The sequence below is a fragment of the [Phormidium] sp. LEGE 05292 genome, assembly GCF_015207735.1.
Classification (GTDB): domain Bacteria; phylum Cyanobacteriota; class Cyanobacteriia; order Cyanobacteriales; family Aerosakkonemataceae; genus Floridanema.
In genome coordinates this window covers 1-16508 of record NZ_JADEWG010000138.1, presented here as the reverse complement: position 1 = coordinate 16508, position 16508 = coordinate 1, and the positions used below count along the sequence as shown (strand labels likewise).

Genomic DNA, 16508 nt, shown 5'->3' with positions numbered 1-16508 from the left:
TAATTATTAGTATTTTTATTATTGCTAGAGTTCGTTTAAAAAGTAAAAACCTGAGCAGGAAATTATTCTTCCCTTCTGCCCTCTGCCTTCTGCCCCTCTGCCCCTCTGCTCCTCTGCTCCTCTGCTCCTCTGCCTTCTTCGACTAGCGTTTTGGGCAATAAAAAGTTATGTGTGTAAGCCTTGACAAATAGTAGCTATTACTGAGTTTTTTGAGTATAACAAAGTGATATGATTTCGGATGAATATCTGAACAAAGAGTGATTTAAGTATGGCTATGGCCCAAGTCCCCGTCTCTCCAGTGGTGCTAATAATTCTAGATGGCTGGGGATTTCGTGAAGAAACAGACGGCAACGCCATTGCTGTTGCAAATACACCCGTGATGGATAGCCTGTGGGCAGTTTATCCCCACACCCTAATCAGTGCTTCTGGGAAAGCAGTGGGACTACCAGAAGGGCAAATGGGTAATTCAGAAGTGGGGCACCTGAACATTGGGGCTGGGCGGGTAGTACCGCAAGAATTAGTTCGGATTTCTGATGCGGTAGAAGATGGTTCCTTGCTCAGAAACCCAGCTTTGGTACAAGTTTGTCACGAAGTACAAAGTCGCGGAAGTAAGTTGCATTTAATGGGCTTGTGCTCCGATGGAGGTGTACATTCTCATATCACCCATTTATTAGGACTGCTAGACCTGGCGAAAGTACAAGGTATATCTGAAGTTTGTGTTCACGCGATTACAGATGGTCGGGATACTAACCCGAAAGATGGTGTAGAAGTAATCAAACAAATCCAAAACCATATCGATCGCATTGGTGTGGGACGCATTGTTACCATTAGCGGTCGTTACTACGCAATGGATCGGGATAAGCGTTGGGATCGAGTGCAAAAAGCCTACGATATTATGACCCAAGATGGTCAAGGCGATGGGCGAAGTGCTCAAGAAGTGATGCTGGATTCCTACACCGCCGACCTGACTGATGAATTCGTACTACCAACTCGCATTGCTCCAGGAGCCGTAGCACCTGGAGATGGTATTATCTTCTTTAACTTCCGTCCCGATCGAGCCAGGGAAATTACCAGTGCTTTTGTGAGTCCAGACTTTGACGGTTTTGCCAGGGAACAAATTAAGCCCTTAAGTTACGCAACTTTTACGCAGTACGACCCGGAATTTCCGGTTTTGGTGGCGTTTGAACCGCAAAACTTGACCAATTTGTTAGGGGAAGTAATTGCCAAGCGTGGCTTAAAGCAGTTTCGCACGGCGGAAACGGAAAAATACGCCCACGTTACTTACTTCTTTAATGGTGGTTTAGAAGAACCTTTTGCGGGTGAAGACCGGGAACTGATACAAAGTCCAATGGTGGCGACTTACGATCGCGCACCCGCAATGTCCGCTGAAGCTGTTACGGAAGTGGCGATCGGTGCAGTGGAAAAACGCATCTACTCAATGATCGTCATCAACTACGCTAACCCAGACATGGTAGGACATACCGGAAAAATGGACGCAGCGATCGCAGCTGTAGAAACGGTAGATAAATGTCTCGGAAAACTGCTGGGAAGCATTAGCAAAGCTGGCGGTACAGCAATTATTATTGCCGATCACGGCAATGCTGAATTAATGTATGACGAAAACGGAAATCCTTGGACGGCTCACACAACTAATGTCGTTCCGTTTATTCTGGTGGAAGGCGAAGGTTTGAAAATTCCCGGACATGGAACAGAAGTTCTCCTCCGCGAAGATGGACGGTTGTCAGATGTTGCACCAACAATTCTGGATATCTTGAAGATTCCTCAACCGCCGGAAATGACAGGTCGATCGATGATTCTTCCCGCAGGATATCAGACAAAAGCCAATCGCACCCCTGTCCGAGTTTCCCTATAATTGGGTAATGGGCGATTTTCAATAACAGATTTTGAATTGGGGATTGAAAGTTCGATCGATAATTTTAAAATCTACAAATTGAGATTCGCCGCTGACTAATCACCCATTACCCATCATCAATTACCAATGACTGTTATTAATGTTTTAGAGGGAATTTGGGCTTTTTCTGCCCTAGCTTTGATTGTATTAGTGTTGCTGCATAGCCCCAAAGGAGATGGAATTGGGGCTATTGGTGGACAAGCGCAATTGTTTAGCAGCACCAAAAGCGCAGAAACTACTCTCAACCGTGTAACTTGGGCGCTAACCATCATTTTTATGGGTTTAACAGTGGTTTTAAGCGCCAATTGGTTAGCCCCCAAACCTCCCATTGGTTAAAAAGGCGAATAGGATGCGTAAACTCTGGGCTATAGGTTTAGCAGTTTTTACTTGCATCCTCGTCTTCACCTTTGCGGCTTGGGGGGAAACGACGGAGAAACTACCCCCACTGCAACCTCATCCCCTACCACCATCACTGGCGCAATGGCAAGATAACAGCAATAGTGGTGATTATTTTACGGAAATTAAGCCAACGCCAGCAGGTTATTTAGTTTGGTCGGAATTTCCGATTAAAGTGTTTGTAGAACCAGAAAAAAATTCTACAGTAGGGGCAGGTTTAGCCGATCGTTTCCTGAACACAGCCAAAGAATTAACAAATTCCGCCCCTACAAAATGGGAAAATGCGGCATTAGAAGCGATTAAAGAATGGCAGGTTTATTTACCTTTAGAAGTAGTCGAAGATTCTAATATTGCGGATATTTTAATTTGGCGTTCTGCGCCAGCTTGGAAACCGACGTTCGATCGAAATACAGGTAGGTTTCAGTTACCCCGCGCCCGTACTGCTGAAACTCGCTATCAATTTTATCGCCGTCAATCTGCTCAAGGCGAAACAATTTTATCTCAAAGATTTACCATTCAAGTAAATCCCAATAAAGTAAGTGATTACATTTTACCAACTATGCGTCATGAACTAGGTCATGCGTTAGGTATTTGGGGTCACAGTCCTGTAGAAACGGATGCGTTATATTTTTCTCAGGTTCGCGATTCGCCACCAATTTCTCACAGAGATGTTAATACATTGAAACGGATTTATCAACAACCTACTCGCTTAGGATGGAAATTGTAAAGGGACTGGGCACTGGGAATTGGGGAAGAGGATTAATATATTGCATCAAATCAGTTATCCCATCTATCTTCATCTGTGTTTATCTGTGGACATCTGTGGTTAAAAATCAGTCTAATTAAATAAGACCACTGGGAAATGTAGCGATAAAGGTAGACATTTTAAGGAGTAATATTAAAGAAGTTAAACATGAATTATTAACGATAATTGCCCAATCTGATTGAGTTTATTAGCCTTGGGGTTTTCCGATGAATGCTAAAAGTTTACCTTTCCTAGCAGCGTTTTCTACAGCGATATTGATATTAACCGGAGTCTGGTTTTTGGCGAAAACTGAACAGACGCGATACTGCCAAAGCCAGCGTAGCGAGGTATTTAATAAACTCGATGCTGTTAGGGCAAATTTAGAAAATGCTTTGAATACCCAGTTAGCGACAAAAAGTGGTTTAGCGGCTTATATATCAGTTAATCCTAATGTTACTGCGACCGAATTTAATCAGATTGCTAGGGTAGTTTTAGAACAAGAAAATGTTTATTCTATAGGTGCAATTAAAGGTAGTACGATCGCTTTTGGCTATCCCCCGGAAATAGCTAAATCTCTGGTTGGTATTGATTTAAAGAAAATTCCCGGACGCTGGAAAACAATGCAGCGAATTATTGATACTAAAAAAACTATGGTGACAGGCCCTATTAAATTAATAGAAGGGGGTATGGGATTAATTAGTTATACTCCAGTTTTTGTAACTCCAGCCAAAGGTAAACCTGCTAGTGGTAAGTTTTGGGGATTTGTGGGAATTGTGATTAACCCAGAAAAGTTGTATCAAAAAGCAGGTATTTTAGAGGAAAAAGCTAATTTAAAATATGCCTTACGGGGGAAAGATGGATTGGGGGAACAAGGGCAAATATTTTTCGGAAACGAGGAAATTTTTCAGCAAAATCCGGTGATAGTAAGAGTTAGTTTGCCTAATGGTTATTGGCAATTAGCAGGAATTCCGAAACAGGGATGGAATGCGATCGCACCAAACAACATTTGGATTAGTATAATTGGCGGAATTTTGGCGGTAGTTAGTGGAATTCAGGTGTTTATTTTAATGCGCGATCCGAGTAAGTTGCGAGAAGCGATCGCCAAAACTAAAGAAACAAATGCGATGCTGCAATGCGAAATAGAAGATCGCAAAAGAATAGAAGCAGAAATGCGACTTTCAGAAGAGAAATTTTCTAAGGCTTTTTTAGCTTGCCCTGATGCAATGGGCATTACTAATCCTAGTAATGGATTAATAATTGAAGTTAATGATGCTTTTCCCAAAGTTATTGGTTATAACCGACAAGAAGCCCTTGGCAAAACCACTTTAGAATTAAATATTTGGGTAAATCCTGAACAACGCTTTCAATTAATTAAAAAAGTCCAAAGTGGAGAGTTAATCCGAGATCGAGAAGTTTTATTTCGGCGCAAATCGGAAGAAATTTTTCCAGCATTGATTTCCATTGAATTAATTGATATTGGGGATTGGCAGCGATCGATTTTTGTGATTAGGGATATTAGCGAACGCAAACGTGCTGAAGCCGCAATAAAAGAATCCGAAAGGAAATATCATAGCATTTTTGATAATGCTACAGAAGGGATTTTTCAAACTACAATTGATGGTATTTTTATAAGCGCCAACCCTGCGTTAGCTCAAATTTATGGTTATTATTCTCCTGATTCATTGATGAAAAATCTAAATGCTAAACAGCTTTATGTAGATTTGAAAAGCCGGGAAATTTTTAGACAAAATTTAGAAAATAAAGGTGTATTATTAGAGTTTGAAGCCCAAATTTATCGGCAAGATGGCAGCATCATTTGGATTTCGGAAAATGCGCGTGCTGTCAGAGACAAAAAAGGTAATTTACTTTACTACGAAGGCACAGTTAAAGATATCACTCTCCGCAAAGAAACAGAAGAAGCATTGCGAAAATCAGAAATGCAATTTCAGCAAGCAAAAGAAGCAGCAGAAGCCGCAAATCGAGCTAAAAGCCAGTTTCTTGCTAACATGAGTCACGAACTAAGAACGCCATTAAATGCAATTTTAGGTTTTACACAATTGATGACAAAAAATCCGGCTTTTGCTTCTGGAACTAAAGAATTAGATATCATTAGTCGCAGTGGTGAGCATTTATTATCGTTAATTAATGATGTTTTAGATATGTCTAAAATTGAAGCTGGAAAAATTACATTAAATGAAAATTGGTTTGATTTGTATGATTTACTTGATACTTTAGAAGAGATGCTGCAACTAAAAGCTAAAGCTAAAGGTTTGTGGTTGGTGTGCGATCGTTCTCCTGAAATTCCCCAATACATAAAAACCGACGAAAATAAATTACGTCAAGTTTTAATTAATTTACTAGGAAATGCGATTAAATTTACCCAAGAAGGCGGAGTTACTTTACGAACATATAATAAATTTTTATCTAAAAATTTTTCTTCTATAACCTTTGAAATAGAAGATACTGGTACTGGGATTGCAGACAATGAAATACAAAAATTATTCGATCCATTTGTCCAAACAGAAACCGGAAGAAAATCCCAACAAGGTACAGGTTTAGGATTAGCTATTAGTCGCAAATTTGTCCAATTAATGGGAGGAGATATTATCGTCAAAAGTCGCCTAAATCAAGGTAGTAACTTTAAATTTGACATTAGAGTAAATGTAGGTAAGCCTAGCGATATTTCCCAGGAAAAAACTATTCAAAAAGTAATCAGTTTAGCACCAAACCAACCCAAATATCGCATTCTAATAGTTGATGAAGTCGAAGATAATCGGTTACTTTTACATCAACTATTAGCACCTTTAGAATTTGAGATAAAAGAAGCAGAAAATGGTTTAGAAGCTGTTAACCAATGGGAAAAATGGCAACCCCATTTGATTTGGATGGATATGCGAATGCCTGTCATGGATGGCTACGAAGCCACTAAAAAAATTAAAAGCCAACCAGAAGGACAAAATACAATTATTATTGCCGTTACTGCTAGCGCCTTAGAAGAAGATCGTTCTTTAGTTTTAGCAGCAGGATGCGATGATTTTGTCAGAAAACCTTTTCGAGAAGCGACAATTTGGGAAGCAATGGCAAAACATTTAGGATTGCGTTACATATATGAAGATGAAAAATTAACAAATTTCCAATTAACTAAAAGTAACCAACTCTCAAATTCCCAGTTAACTTTAACTCCCGAAGCTTTACAAATCATGCCATTGGCTTGGATTTCACAACTACACCAAGCCTCTGTTAGCGGTGATGATGCGTTCGCTGATGAATTAATAAAAACAATTCCTCAAGAGCATAAAAAATTAGCAAATACTTTATCAAATTTAATTGATAAATATCGCCTGGATACCATTAGTGATATTACTAAAGCAGCCCTTAGTTAAGAAAGAAAATTATCAATAACGCTCTCACCTTATAGGATATTTTGAGCATAAATTTAATGAATTGTATCAGAAATGAAAATTTGCTGATTTTCTGCTTTATGCTAAAAATCAGTACTTGTGAGGAGTGCTGATGCAGAATAAATATTTGGGATTTAGTCTTTTATTTACCCTTTTGGTAGCACCTACAACTTGGGCAACACCACTGGATTCTTTAGAAACAAATTTGTCCCCATTAGATGAAGTATCCGATACTAATTCTGAAGGAATAGATCAGGTAACATCTGTTTCCCAGTTGCGCGATGTGCAACCAACAGATTGGGCATTTCAAGCATTACAATCGTTGGTAGAACGTTACGGTTGTATTGAAGGATACCCAGACAGAACTTATCGTGGCAATAGGGCAATGACACGCTATGAATTTGCTGCCGGATTGAACAGTTGTTTAGATAGAATACAGGAATTAATTGCTACATTACCTCAAGGAGTAAGTAGAGAAGATTTAGATCGCTTACGCAAATTACAAGAAGAATTTGCTGTGGAATTAGCTACTTTGCGCGGTAGAGTTGATGCTTTAGAAGCGCGTACCACTCAGTTAGAAGCGAATCAATTTTCTACTACTACCAAACTGAATGCTGAAGTAATTACAGCAATTCAAGATGTATTTGGAGATGCTGTTGGTAGTAATTCCAATCGATATCAAACTACTTTTGCTTATCGGGTTAGGTTGAATTTAGAAACAAGTTTTACGGGCAAAGATTTGTTGAGAACTCGTTTAGAAGTAGGTAACTTTCGCTCTACTTCCGAAGTAACGGGTACAACTATGACTAACCTGAATTTTGATACGGTGACTGAGAACAAAGTTTTCATTCCTCATTTGTTATATCGGACTCCCCTTGGTTCATCGGTAACTCTTACAGTAGGACCGTCTGGAGTAGGTTTCACTGATATTACTGATACAATTACGCCTCCGGGAATTGCTGATGATGCTCGCGGAATACCTTCTAAATTTGGTGAATATAGCCCATTTTTCCGGCAAGGAGGCGGTGGTGTTGCTACCAACATTAACTTTAGCAAAAATGTCATTCTTACCTTGGGTTATTTAGCAGGAACTCCTGAGAATCCTACTGATGGAAATGGTTTGTTCAATGGCAAATATAATGCTATGGCTCAGTTAGCTTTTTATGGAAATTCCGGTGCGATCGGTCTATCATATTCCCATGCTTATGCACCTGGAAGATTCGTAAATCTCACCGGAAATACAGGCAGTTTGTTAGCAATTCGTCCTTTTGGAGATTCTATAGCTACATCCAACGATACTTTTGCAATTCAAGGTTATTACCGTTTTACTCCTAACTTTCAAATTCATGCTTGGGGAGGTTATATAAATGCTCAAGCAGAAAATTCTGGTTTGGCTGAGATAAGCAATGGTAGGGGTGGAGAATTTACGACTTCAGTCAGTCGAGGTAGCGATGCGGATATTTGGTTTGGTGCTGTGGGAATGTCTTTTCCAGATGTGGGGAAAAAAGGCAATTTACCAGGTATTTTAGTTGGTTTACCGCCACGAGTAACCAACAGTGATGTTCGTAAAGATCGTGATACCTCTTATCACGTAGAAGCTTTTTTTCGTTTCCAAGTGAATGATTATATCACTGTTACTCCAGGCTTTTGGGTAATTTTCAATCCAGAAAACGACAGTAGAAACGATACCCAATATGTCGGAGTAATTCGCACCAGCTTTAATTTTTAAGGATACACTGGTTAGTGGTTAGTTGTATTTTTGTCCAGCAGCTAACTACTAACTAATTCTTAAAACAGTAGTTACCTTTACCAATGAGTACTTCTCAAACTTTCTCTGCCGATCTTTTACTAGTTGATGATTCCCCTGATAACTTGCGTCTGTTATCTCTGATGTTAACTGAAAATGGATATAAGACGAGGAAAGTGATTAATGGAGAAAGAGCTTTACAAGCTGTAGAGGTAATCACACCGGATTTGATTTTGCTTGATATTAATATGCCAGATATGAACGGCTATGAAGTTTGTCGTCGCTTAAAACAATCAGATAAAACTCGCGATATTCCGGTAATTTTTATTAGTGCTTTGGATGATGTTTTTGATAAAGTAAAGGCGTTTCAAGCAGGCGGAGTTGATTATATTACTAAACCTTTTCAGATAGAAGAAGTTTTAGCCAGAGTTAATACTCATTTGAATATAAGAAAATTGCAAAAACAATTACAACAACAAAATTCTCAACTTCAAGAAGAAATTCGACATCGTTTGTCAGCAGAAGAAGCAAATGCTCAATTAAAAGCTTTGGAAACTCAGTTGCGACAACAATTAAATGTGTTTCTTCATGCGGTTTCTCACGATTTAAGAAATCCGGTGATTGGTACTAAAATGGTATTAAATAATTTAACTAATCAAGTTGGGGAAACAATTCAACTCCCGCGCAAAGTTTTAGAAAGAATGCAAGAAAGTAGTGAGAGACAATTAGGGTTAATTAATTCTTTAATTGAAACTCATGCAGCAGAACTTTGGGGATTGAAATTAAATTACCAACCTTTAGAATTAAAGTCATTGGTACGATCGGCATTAATAGATTTACAGCCAATGTTAGATAAAGAAGAGGTGGTATTGCGCGATCGCATTTCTCCCAACTTACCTTTAATTAAAGCCGACTCTCTCCACTTAGTTAGAGTTTATCAGAACTTAATTGGTAACGCATTAAAACACAACCCACCAGGATTTTGTTTAACTTTGGATGCTCAGATTGAAAATGAATGGTTACGTTGCACTGTTGCAGATAATGGCGTAGGTATTAGCAAAGAACAAAGTGAAAAGATCTTCGATCTTTACTTTCAAGGAAGCCACAAACGCCAGTCAGTAGGTTTAGGTTTAGGACTGTATCTTTGCCAGCACATTATTCAAGCACATGGCGGTACTATTGGTGTCGAAAGCGAATTAGGAATCGGAACTACCTTTTGGTTTACTTTACCATTAACTTGAACGCTAAGAAATTAATTTTGATTGAGTTTGATACAAAACTAAATATTTATGCTAAGACTCATTACCTATTCATAAGTTGTTGACTTTTATTTGCTAAATTAAATTGTGAGTCAGATCGTTGAGTGTTTTTACTCATAATTGCTGAGTAAAGCAGGAGATAAACTATGATTACGACAATTCGTTACGAAATAAATGTGATTCAAGAAGAAGCGCGAGAATTAGTCAAAAAGGGAATAGTCAGCCGGAATCAGCCAATTTATACGCTTTGTCAATTTATTCCGCCAAGGGAATGGGTTTATGTAGAACGAGAGTTGGAGTTTAATGGGTATTTGCTGCGCGATCGCATCATTGATTTACTAGGTCGAGAAGATTGGTCAGAAGATTAGTAACCACAAAAAAAGTAAGGATATAAAAGTAAAATTTAGTTAGTGAGGTAAAGGAAATAACAATGGATATAAAAGCAATTCCAGTGGAAATTCCTGAAGGAAGTAACATCATTATTGGTCACAGCCACTTTATTAAAACAGTGGAAGATTTGTATGAAATTATGGTGGGGACTTCCCCACAGGTGAAATTTGGTATTGCTTTTTGTGAAGCCTCTGGGCCATGCTTAATTCGCGTGGCGGGAAACGAAAAAGTCTGGGAAGAAACTGCGATCAAAAATGCACAGGATATTGCCGCCGGACACAGTTTTGTCATCATTTTAAAAGAAGCTTTTCCAATCAATTTTTTAAATGCCATTAAACAGTGTCAGGAAGTTTGCACAATTTATTGTGCTACAGCAAATCCTGTGCAAGTAATTGTTGCAGAAACAGAACAAGGAAGAGGAATTTTAGGGGTTGTCGATGGCTTTTCGCCAAAAGGTGTGGAAAGTTCAGATGATGTGAAAGCGAGAAAAGAATTTTTGCGGAAGATTGGTTATAAGTTGTAATTGTTTATCAGTGATTAGTCATTTGTTAGTGGTATAAAATATGATTCATTAAATACATTCGTGATTAGATGAGCAATAGTTTCACAGCAGAATTGGAATTCGCTACCAATATCATCAAAGAAGCTTCTCGCTTATATATAAAAGTGCGAGAAGCACCAACGAATGTATATCAAAAAGGTGAATTCGATCATGTAACTTCTACAGATTATGCAATAGAGAAATTTTTAGTTGATCAGTTAGCGCAAAAATTTCCCACCGATCGGATTATTTCGGAAGAAACACTTATAGCAGAAATTACTGATGATAGAACTTGGGTAATCGATCCTTTGGATGGAACTAGTAATTATGCGAGAAAGATTCCGATTTATGGGATTCAAATGGCGCTTTTAATTAATAAACAACCTGTGGTTGCGGTGATTTATTTACCGGAACTTGAGGAGATGTATTCTGCTGCTGTGAATCAAGGCAGTTATTTGAATGGTAAGAGAATTTATGTTAATGTTTGTAGGGATTTGAGTCAGGCGATCGTTTCGATGGGAGATTTTAGTAAGGGAAGCGATCGCGCTCTTAAAAACCGAGTTAGGTTGGCGGGGGTATGTGCGATCGCTAATCACATAGGTAGGCTAAAAATGTGGGGTGCTGCTTGTTATGATTTAGCCTTTCTTGCCTCTGGAAAAACCGATGCTTACTTGGTTTATTCTTATAATATTTGGGATATTATGCCAGGGTATTTAATCGCCAAAGAAGCAGGAGCAGTATTTCAACAATTGACAGGAGAAGCTTTTGATTATACTGCTACCACTTTGATTGGTGCGGCTAATATTGAATTGATGAATGGGTTATTAGAACTAATTAATTAGCGTGAATGTTCAATATTGTCTTAATATATATTTGTCAATATTTATCGGTTAAGCAACCTCTTAGGAAGCAAGTTTATTCATGTTCAAACACAAAGTTAAATTCGCTGTTCTTGGTTTTACTCATTTCTTGTGGCTATCCATTACCCCTTTTGTATTAGCCAATGACATCTCAAGTATTTTTTATGTATCGAAGAACGATAATGGTAATCAAGTACATTATGGTATACGACTAAATCAAAACTGTTCGCCAATCGGAAGTAACCCAGTATATGTATACTGGCGGATGGCAAATGGGAAAACACAAGAACTTCGGGGTTTAGAGCAACCTGCTTACGGAATCTCCAAGCAATCTATCTCAGGAGAGCGTGTAGACTTTATTCTCAATGGTTTTCAAAATAGAGGTATTCAAAAATCACTTTTTGTCAAATCTGCCCGTTTAAATGATGGCAATTGCCAAGTTTTAGCTTTTACCACAATTAATGGAAAGCAGGTGCAAATATCCAGTATTCGGATTCTTCTAAGTAAGATTAAAAGAAACCCTTTTACAGGAGGTACGATCGGAGGAATAATCGATAGCATTACAGTTGTCAGTTCAATGGGAGATGAAGAGGTAATTCGATGTACGTCTAATTGTCACTTTGGTTTGTAATATCAAAATTGATGAATGGGTTGTGAGAACTAATTAGTTACCGTGAATTTCCATATAACTCAATAACCAATTAGCTGCCGTTGCTCTCCTAGCTTGTTCGGGACTAAATTCCCCAACTTTATAGCCTTTAAAACCCAACTTTTCCTTTAATAACTGTTTGTTTTGTTGGGGAATAGAACGAGTTAATTTAACTGTTGGGGGACGACAACCAATAAAATCTGGGGGTTCGGGATATTCGCTTTTCCACTCATCAGCAACGGCGGAGTTATCCCATTTTCCGGTTGCTTCGTCGTAGCGGTAGCCTAAGTAATACCAAAGTAGTTGGTTAACTGTTTGGGTGTCAATTTCTTCTTTGACGATCGACCAAATTGTGTCTGTATTTAATGGTGGGAGGTTGAACATTTTTTTTAACGCAGATGAATGCAGATGTTTATGAGAGTTTTTGGCTTCGTTGTCAATCTTGGTTTTTTAACCACAGATGAACACAGATGAACACAGATGTTTTTTATATGGGTTGTTTAGACGAATTCTCCTTTGGCTATCATAATGGATTTTCCACCTACAAATACTTCAATTCCTGTGTTGCTTCTTTGTGATTTTAGCAGTAATAAAGAAGGTCTACCAATTTCATAACCTTGTTCAACTCTTACATCAACTGGTTTTTCACCAAAATAATTATACTCTACTAAATACCCAGCTAAACAACCATTTGCGCTACCTGTTGCGGGGTCTTCTGGTACACCCATATAATCAGCGAACATTCGCACACTCAAATTATTTTCCGGCTTGTTTGTCTCAGGACAAAAGACTAAAATTGCCTTGGCGTTTGTATTATTTACCAACTCGAAATACTTATCTTTATTTACCTTAATTCGTTTTAAAGCAGCGTGACTCTTCAAAGGTACAATAATAAAAGGTACACCTGTTGAAACTTCTTCGATCGGATACCGGGAATCAATTTCAGAAATGTCTAAATTCAACACAGGCGCAAGCATATCCGGTAAAAAACCCTGACCAAAAGTAGGAGTTTTTTGTTGCATCCACAACCATTCCACCGTATCATCCGCATAATTTAACGTGACTGGAATTTGTCCCACCTTTAAATTTAAAACCACCCTTTCCACCGAACTTTTAATGATTTCCTGCTGTAAAATAAACGCAGTTCCCAAAGTCGGATGACCAGCGAAAGGTAACTCCTGTCGCGGCGTAAAAATCCGCACATTGTAACCACCATTTATCGCCTCATTAGAAGTAATAAAAGTAGTTTCCGAAAAATTCATTTCCTTAGCAATCTTCTGCATTTCTCCATCAGAAAGACGCGCCACCCCATCACCAGTAAAAACAGCCAACTGATTACCAGCGTACCTTTCCTCAGCAAACACATCAACAATATAAAACCGCAACATCAAACCCTCTCTTTCTTTCTCTTCCCTCTGCGTCCTCTGCGTCTCTGCGGTTCAAAAAAAAAAGATACCGCAAAAAACAAATAATCTAATTAAAACTCTCCTAATTATCTCTTCTCTCCTCCTCTTTCCTTCGCGCTCTTTGCGTTCTTTGCGGTTCAAAAAAACCTACCTTAAACAACGAATAGCCTCCAACAAACCCCGCGCTTTATTCAAAGTTTCCTCATATTCCTTCTCAGGAACAGAATCAGCAACTAAACCTGCACCAGCTTGCACAGAAACCGAATGCTTACCATTTCCCTCACTACGAACAACCATAGTTCTAATAGCGATCGCACTATTGAGCTGACCCTCAAAATCATAATAACCATAAACCCCAGAATAAGGCCCCCGACGACAACCTTCCAACTCATAAATAATTTCCATCGCCCGAATTTTCGGCGCACCACTAACAGTTCCCGCCGGAAAACAAGCCTTCAACAAATCCCAAGCCGTCTTATTATTCCCCAACTTCCCAATCACATTACTAACGATGTGCATCACATGAGAATAACGCTCAATTACCATCAATTCATCAACAGTAACCGTCCCACTTGTACAAACCCTACCTAAATCATTCCTTCCCAAATCAACCAACATAACGTGCTCGGCAACTTCCTTGGGATCTTGCAATAATTCTTCCGCCAAAGCTACATCTTCAGTAACAGTTTTTCCCCGCTTTCTCGTTCCTGCAATCGGTCTTAAAGTTGCCACTAACGCGCCTTCAGCATCAAGTTCTGCCTTCACCATAACTTCAGGACTAGAACCAATAATTTGCCAATCAGCAAAGTTGAAATAAGCCATATAAGGCGAAGGATTAATTAACCTTAAAGACCGATAAAGTGCAAAAGGATCGCCTGTATATTCCGCAGTTAATCGCTGCGAAAGCACTACTTGAAAAATATCCCCAGCTTTAATGTAATCTTTGGCTTTTTGCACATTAGAGCAAAAATCTTCTTGGGAAATATTGCTAGTATAAGAAATTTCTTCCGCACTATCTCCCGGAGGTTTCCAAGCAATTAAAGTACTTTGCTGGGATAATGGAGATTGTAACTTATTAACTAACTGGGAAACGCGATCGCAAGCTTGTTGATAAGCCTTTTCTAAATTTACATCAGGCTCTCGTAAATCTGCATAAGCGATCGCCCAAATCTTCCGTTTCACCTGATCGAAAATTAACAGATTATCCACCTGCATAAACAACCCATCAGGCAAATCCGAATCCGATCCAGGATAAACCGGAACTCGCGGTTCAATCCACTTAATTAACTCATATCCCCAAAAACCAAACAACCCGCCAATTCCCGGAGGCAGTTGCGGTAATTTTACCGGACGAACTTGTTTTAAACAATAAGTTAAAGCTTGAAAAGGATCGCCTTCAAAAACTACACTTGTGCCATCTCGATAAGTTTGTGTAGTTTTTTCTCCCCTCGCTTCCAAAATCCACAAAGGATCGCAACCTAACAAACTGTAGCGTCCAATTCTTTCACCACCTTCCACAGATTCCAACAAAAAACTATAAGTTCTTCCCGCACAAACGCGATACCAAGCTGAAACCGGAGTATCTAAATCAGCCACCCATTCTTGATAAACTGGGATAAAATTTCCTTGTTTAGCTAATTCGGAAAACTGTTGAAAATCTGGAAATATCATAACTTTTGAATAACTCGACAATTTTACTTTCTGGATGGTAAACCATCTCGACAACCTGAAGCCTTAAATTTTTGTACCATCGGGGCTATATCTGGTCGATTCATGCTAGCCATACGCATAAATTCACTCATTGGTAGAGGAATTCTTGGATTCATATAAGGAGGTGTGACAAAGATATCCGGTTGATTATTTCTCACACTAGCTACTGCTAAATAATCTCCCTCTTTAATAATTGTTTCTTTTTGGTCGTTGCGAATTTCTCCATTAACTACATTGCCGAAATATAATTCATTTTCTCCTAATCCCTCATAAATTATACAAACACGACCTTTAGTATTTGAAGGATAGATTAGCAAACTTTCCTCATATCCTGACCAATATCCCAAGAAAGGCGCGACAACTGGATCGATTGTTGCCCATGCTGAAACAAAAGATGCGTGACGTTGTTTATCAGCTGAATTACGAAAATCTTTGAATTCATTTCCATTTTCGATCGTGCGAATTTGCCGTCGCAACTTTTCTTGCAATCTCACTAATTCTGTACTTGTAGGGTATCTTTCCGAAGCTGATTGGGCAAAAACTTGTAAGCAGCCGATTTTTAAAATAATTAAACTTAAACCTAAGCCAATTAATACTCTACCACTTTTCAAGTTTTTCTTAATTTCCAGCACCAAATCACTCATAAGCTCGTTGTGAGGACTTCAGTCCTCTCTTTGGCATCGATCGGGACTAAAGTCCTGACAACAAACAATAACACTAATAACTCAAGCCTCGGAAAGAATGTCCCCTCCGAGACTTGAGTAATTTCAAGGTAATGGACTATTGCCAATTGGCTTGGACATTCTTCACAGATAATATCTGCGAGATTCTTGGTTCTTGAGGTTTATTAACCCTATTCCCAAGCATTTACCAGATTAAAAACCTGGAGGTTTTCCGTTTGTCCTCCGGCACCTTTTCTATGAAGCAGCTTTGCTTAATTAGGCGTTGTAAGGAGTTACACCGCTAAATTTCAGTTTTGAAGGTTCGGGGTTGCTACCGATATTGCGGTCTTTCTTCCCGTTGTATGGACGACCTGCGTTTACCTTTTCAGGGAATACGCCATCTGCTGGATGCAGGTATTCGGTTTCGCCATTGGGGAAAACGCGGTAAATCTTGTAATTGTTGATTTTAAATTTAGCGCGGAGTTGCTGACCACCCAAAGCGATACATTGTTCCTTGCGGGCTAAGTATAGCAAGTTGTCGCCTTGACGCATCACAGCAGCGCCACCAGTCGGCATTTCAAATACCTGTTCCTTGGGGCTAGACCAAGTGATGGCGTACTTTTCTTCGGTTTCTGCTTTGCTCAGTAAGCCGCCTGTGCTGCCACCGAACAGAGGTGCTTGTCCTTTAAGCTCTTCTGCCATAGGTTCCTTTCTGAAACGTTTTAGGGAATCCTATCACTCACTTAGCTCTAGTATTGCTACTCCGATACGAACTGTAACAGTTCTTTAGGGTTTTGTTGCGGAGATGGGGGGATGGGGAGGTGGGGAGG

At 39.1% G+C, this 16508-nt stretch carries 15 protein-coding genes; 10 read left to right on the top strand and 5 right to left on the bottom strand.

All coding sequences use genetic code 11. The annotated features are described in order from the left end of the window. Positions 1 to 274: 274 nt before the first annotated feature. The 10 genes from gpmI to IQ264_RS25890 all read left to right on the top strand — a co-directional run bounded on the left by gpmI (position 275) and on the right by IQ264_RS25890 (position 11882). Positions 275 to 1873 carry a 2,3-bisphosphoglycerate-independent phosphoglycerate mutase gene (gene gpmI / locus IQ264_RS25935; RefSeq protein ID WP_193984337.1) on the top strand — a complete coding sequence of 533 codons (1599 nt, stop codon included), beginning with the start codon at positions 275 to 277 and terminating at the stop codon, positions 1871 to 1873. Positions 1874 to 1999: 126 nt separating this feature from the next. Further along, positions 2000 to 2248 (top strand): preprotein translocase subunit SecG, encoded by a 249-nt coding sequence (gene secG / locus IQ264_RS25930; protein ID WP_193984336.1) that lies wholly within the window; start codon positions 2000 to 2002, stop codon positions 2246 to 2248. A 13-nt stretch (positions 2249 to 2261) separates the two neighbouring features. Continuing rightward, positions 2262 to 3035 carry a peptidase gene (locus tag IQ264_RS25925; protein WP_193984335.1) on the top strand — a complete coding sequence of 258 codons (774 nt, stop codon included), beginning with the start codon at positions 2262 to 2264 and terminating at the stop codon, positions 3033 to 3035. Positions 3036 to 3280: 245 nt separating this feature from the next. After that, complete coding sequence (locus IQ264_RS25920) at positions 3281 to 6436, top strand: PAS domain S-box protein (protein WP_193984334.1); 3156 nt, start codon at positions 3281 to 3283, stop codon at positions 6434 to 6436. Positions 6437 to 6566: 130 nt separating this feature from the next. Beyond that, complete coding sequence (locus tag IQ264_RS25915) at positions 6567 to 8183, top strand: iron uptake porin (RefSeq protein WP_193984333.1); 1617 nt, start codon at positions 6567 to 6569, stop codon at positions 8181 to 8183. 83 nt (positions 8184 to 8266) lie between these two features. After that, the gene (locus IQ264_RS25910; protein WP_193984332.1) at positions 8267 to 9442 is read left to right on the top strand and encodes a hybrid sensor histidine kinase/response regulator; all 1176 of its coding nucleotides are present in this window, start codon (positions 8267 to 8269) and stop codon (positions 9440 to 9442) included. A gap of 164 nt (positions 9443 to 9606) precedes the next feature. Next, positions 9607 to 9828 carry a DUF4327 family protein gene (locus IQ264_RS25905; protein WP_193984331.1) on the top strand — a complete coding sequence of 74 codons (222 nt, stop codon included), beginning with the start codon at positions 9607 to 9609 and terminating at the stop codon, positions 9826 to 9828. A 62-nt stretch (positions 9829 to 9890) separates the two neighbouring features. Then, the gene (locus IQ264_RS25900; RefSeq protein ID WP_193984329.1) at positions 9891 to 10373 is read left to right on the top strand and encodes an adenosine-specific kinase; all 483 of its coding nucleotides are present in this window, start codon (positions 9891 to 9893) and stop codon (positions 10371 to 10373) included. Between the two features lie 68 nt (positions 10374 to 10441). Then, positions 10442 to 11233: an inositol monophosphatase family protein gene (locus IQ264_RS25895; protein WP_193984327.1), complete on the top strand. Its 792-nt coding sequence runs from the start codon at positions 10442 to 10444 to the stop codon at positions 11231 to 11233. A 79-nt stretch (positions 11234 to 11312) separates the two neighbouring features. Continuing rightward, complete coding sequence (locus IQ264_RS25890) at positions 11313 to 11882, top strand: DUF4833 domain-containing protein (protein ID WP_193984325.1); 570 nt, start codon at positions 11313 to 11315, stop codon at positions 11880 to 11882. Between the two features lie 33 nt (positions 11883 to 11915). Here the strand turns inward: IQ264_RS25890 and IQ264_RS25885 are convergent, their stop codons facing one another. From IQ264_RS25885 to IQ264_RS25865, 5 genes are all read right to left on the bottom strand, one after another. Further along, entirely contained in the window at positions 11916 to 12284 is a 369-nt protein-coding gene (locus IQ264_RS25885) for a DUF1823 family protein (protein WP_193984323.1), read from the bottom strand. Positions 12285 to 12400: 116 nt separating this feature from the next. Then, complete coding sequence (locus IQ264_RS25880; RefSeq protein ID WP_228061818.1) at positions 12401 to 13285, bottom strand: PhzF family phenazine biosynthesis protein; 885 nt, start codon at positions 13283 to 13285, stop codon at positions 12401 to 12403. 168 nt (positions 13286 to 13453) lie between these two features. Further along, positions 13454 to 14977: an anthranilate synthase component I gene (gene trpE, locus IQ264_RS25875; RefSeq protein ID WP_193984319.1), complete on the bottom strand. Its 1524-nt coding sequence runs from the start codon at positions 14975 to 14977 to the stop codon at positions 13454 to 13456. A gap of 23 nt (positions 14978 to 15000) precedes the next feature. Then, positions 15001 to 15660 carry a hypothetical protein gene (locus tag IQ264_RS25870; RefSeq protein WP_193984317.1) on the bottom strand — a complete coding sequence of 220 codons (660 nt, stop codon included), beginning with the start codon at positions 15658 to 15660 and terminating at the stop codon, positions 15001 to 15003. Positions 15661 to 15954: 294 nt separating this feature from the next. Next, positions 15955 to 16380 carry a photosystem I reaction center subunit II PsaD gene (locus tag IQ264_RS25865; RefSeq protein ID WP_193984315.1) on the bottom strand — a complete coding sequence of 142 codons (426 nt, stop codon included), beginning with the start codon at positions 16378 to 16380 and terminating at the stop codon, positions 15955 to 15957. Between the last annotated feature and the right edge of the window lie 128 nt (positions 16381 to 16508).

Coding starts and splice junctions, on each gene's coding strand:
- IQ264_RS25865 (WP_193984315.1), bottom strand. CDS start 16,380: ATGGCAGAAGAGCTTAAAGGACAAGCACCTCTGTTCGGTGGCAGCACA.
- gpmI (WP_193984337.1), top strand. CDS start 275: ATGGCCCAAGTCCCCGTCTCTCCAGTGGTGCTAATAATTCTAGATGGC.
- secG (WP_193984336.1), top strand. CDS start 2,000: ATGACTGTTATTAATGTTTTAGAGGGAATTTGGGCTTTTTCTGCCCTA.
- IQ264_RS25920 (WP_193984334.1), top strand. CDS start 3,281: ATGAATGCTAAAAGTTTACCTTTCCTAGCAGCGTTTTCTACAGCGATA.
- IQ264_RS25885 (WP_193984323.1), bottom strand. CDS start 12,284: ATGTTCAACCTCCCACCATTAAATACAGACACAATTTGGTCGATCGTC.
- IQ264_RS25870 (WP_193984317.1), bottom strand. CDS start 15,660: ATGAGTGATTTGGTGCTGGAAATTAAGAAAAACTTGAAAAGTGGTAGA.
- IQ264_RS25895 (WP_193984327.1), top strand. CDS start 10,442: ATGAGCAATAGTTTCACAGCAGAATTGGAATTCGCTACCAATATCATC.
- IQ264_RS25915 (WP_193984333.1), top strand. CDS start 6,567: ATGCAGAATAAATATTTGGGATTTAGTCTTTTATTTACCCTTTTGGTA.
- IQ264_RS25925 (WP_193984335.1), top strand. CDS start 2,262: ATGCGTAAACTCTGGGCTATAGGTTTAGCAGTTTTTACTTGCATCCTC.
- IQ264_RS25890 (WP_193984325.1), top strand. CDS start 11,313: ATGTTCAAACACAAAGTTAAATTCGCTGTTCTTGGTTTTACTCATTTC.
- IQ264_RS25910 (WP_193984332.1), top strand. CDS start 8,267: ATGAGTACTTCTCAAACTTTCTCTGCCGATCTTTTACTAGTTGATGAT.
- IQ264_RS25905 (WP_193984331.1), top strand. CDS start 9,607: ATGATTACGACAATTCGTTACGAAATAAATGTGATTCAAGAAGAAGCG.
- IQ264_RS25900 (WP_193984329.1), top strand. CDS start 9,891: ATGGATATAAAAGCAATTCCAGTGGAAATTCCTGAAGGAAGTAACATC.
- trpE (WP_193984319.1), bottom strand. CDS start 14,977: ATGATATTTCCAGATTTTCAACAGTTTTCCGAATTAGCTAAACAAGGA.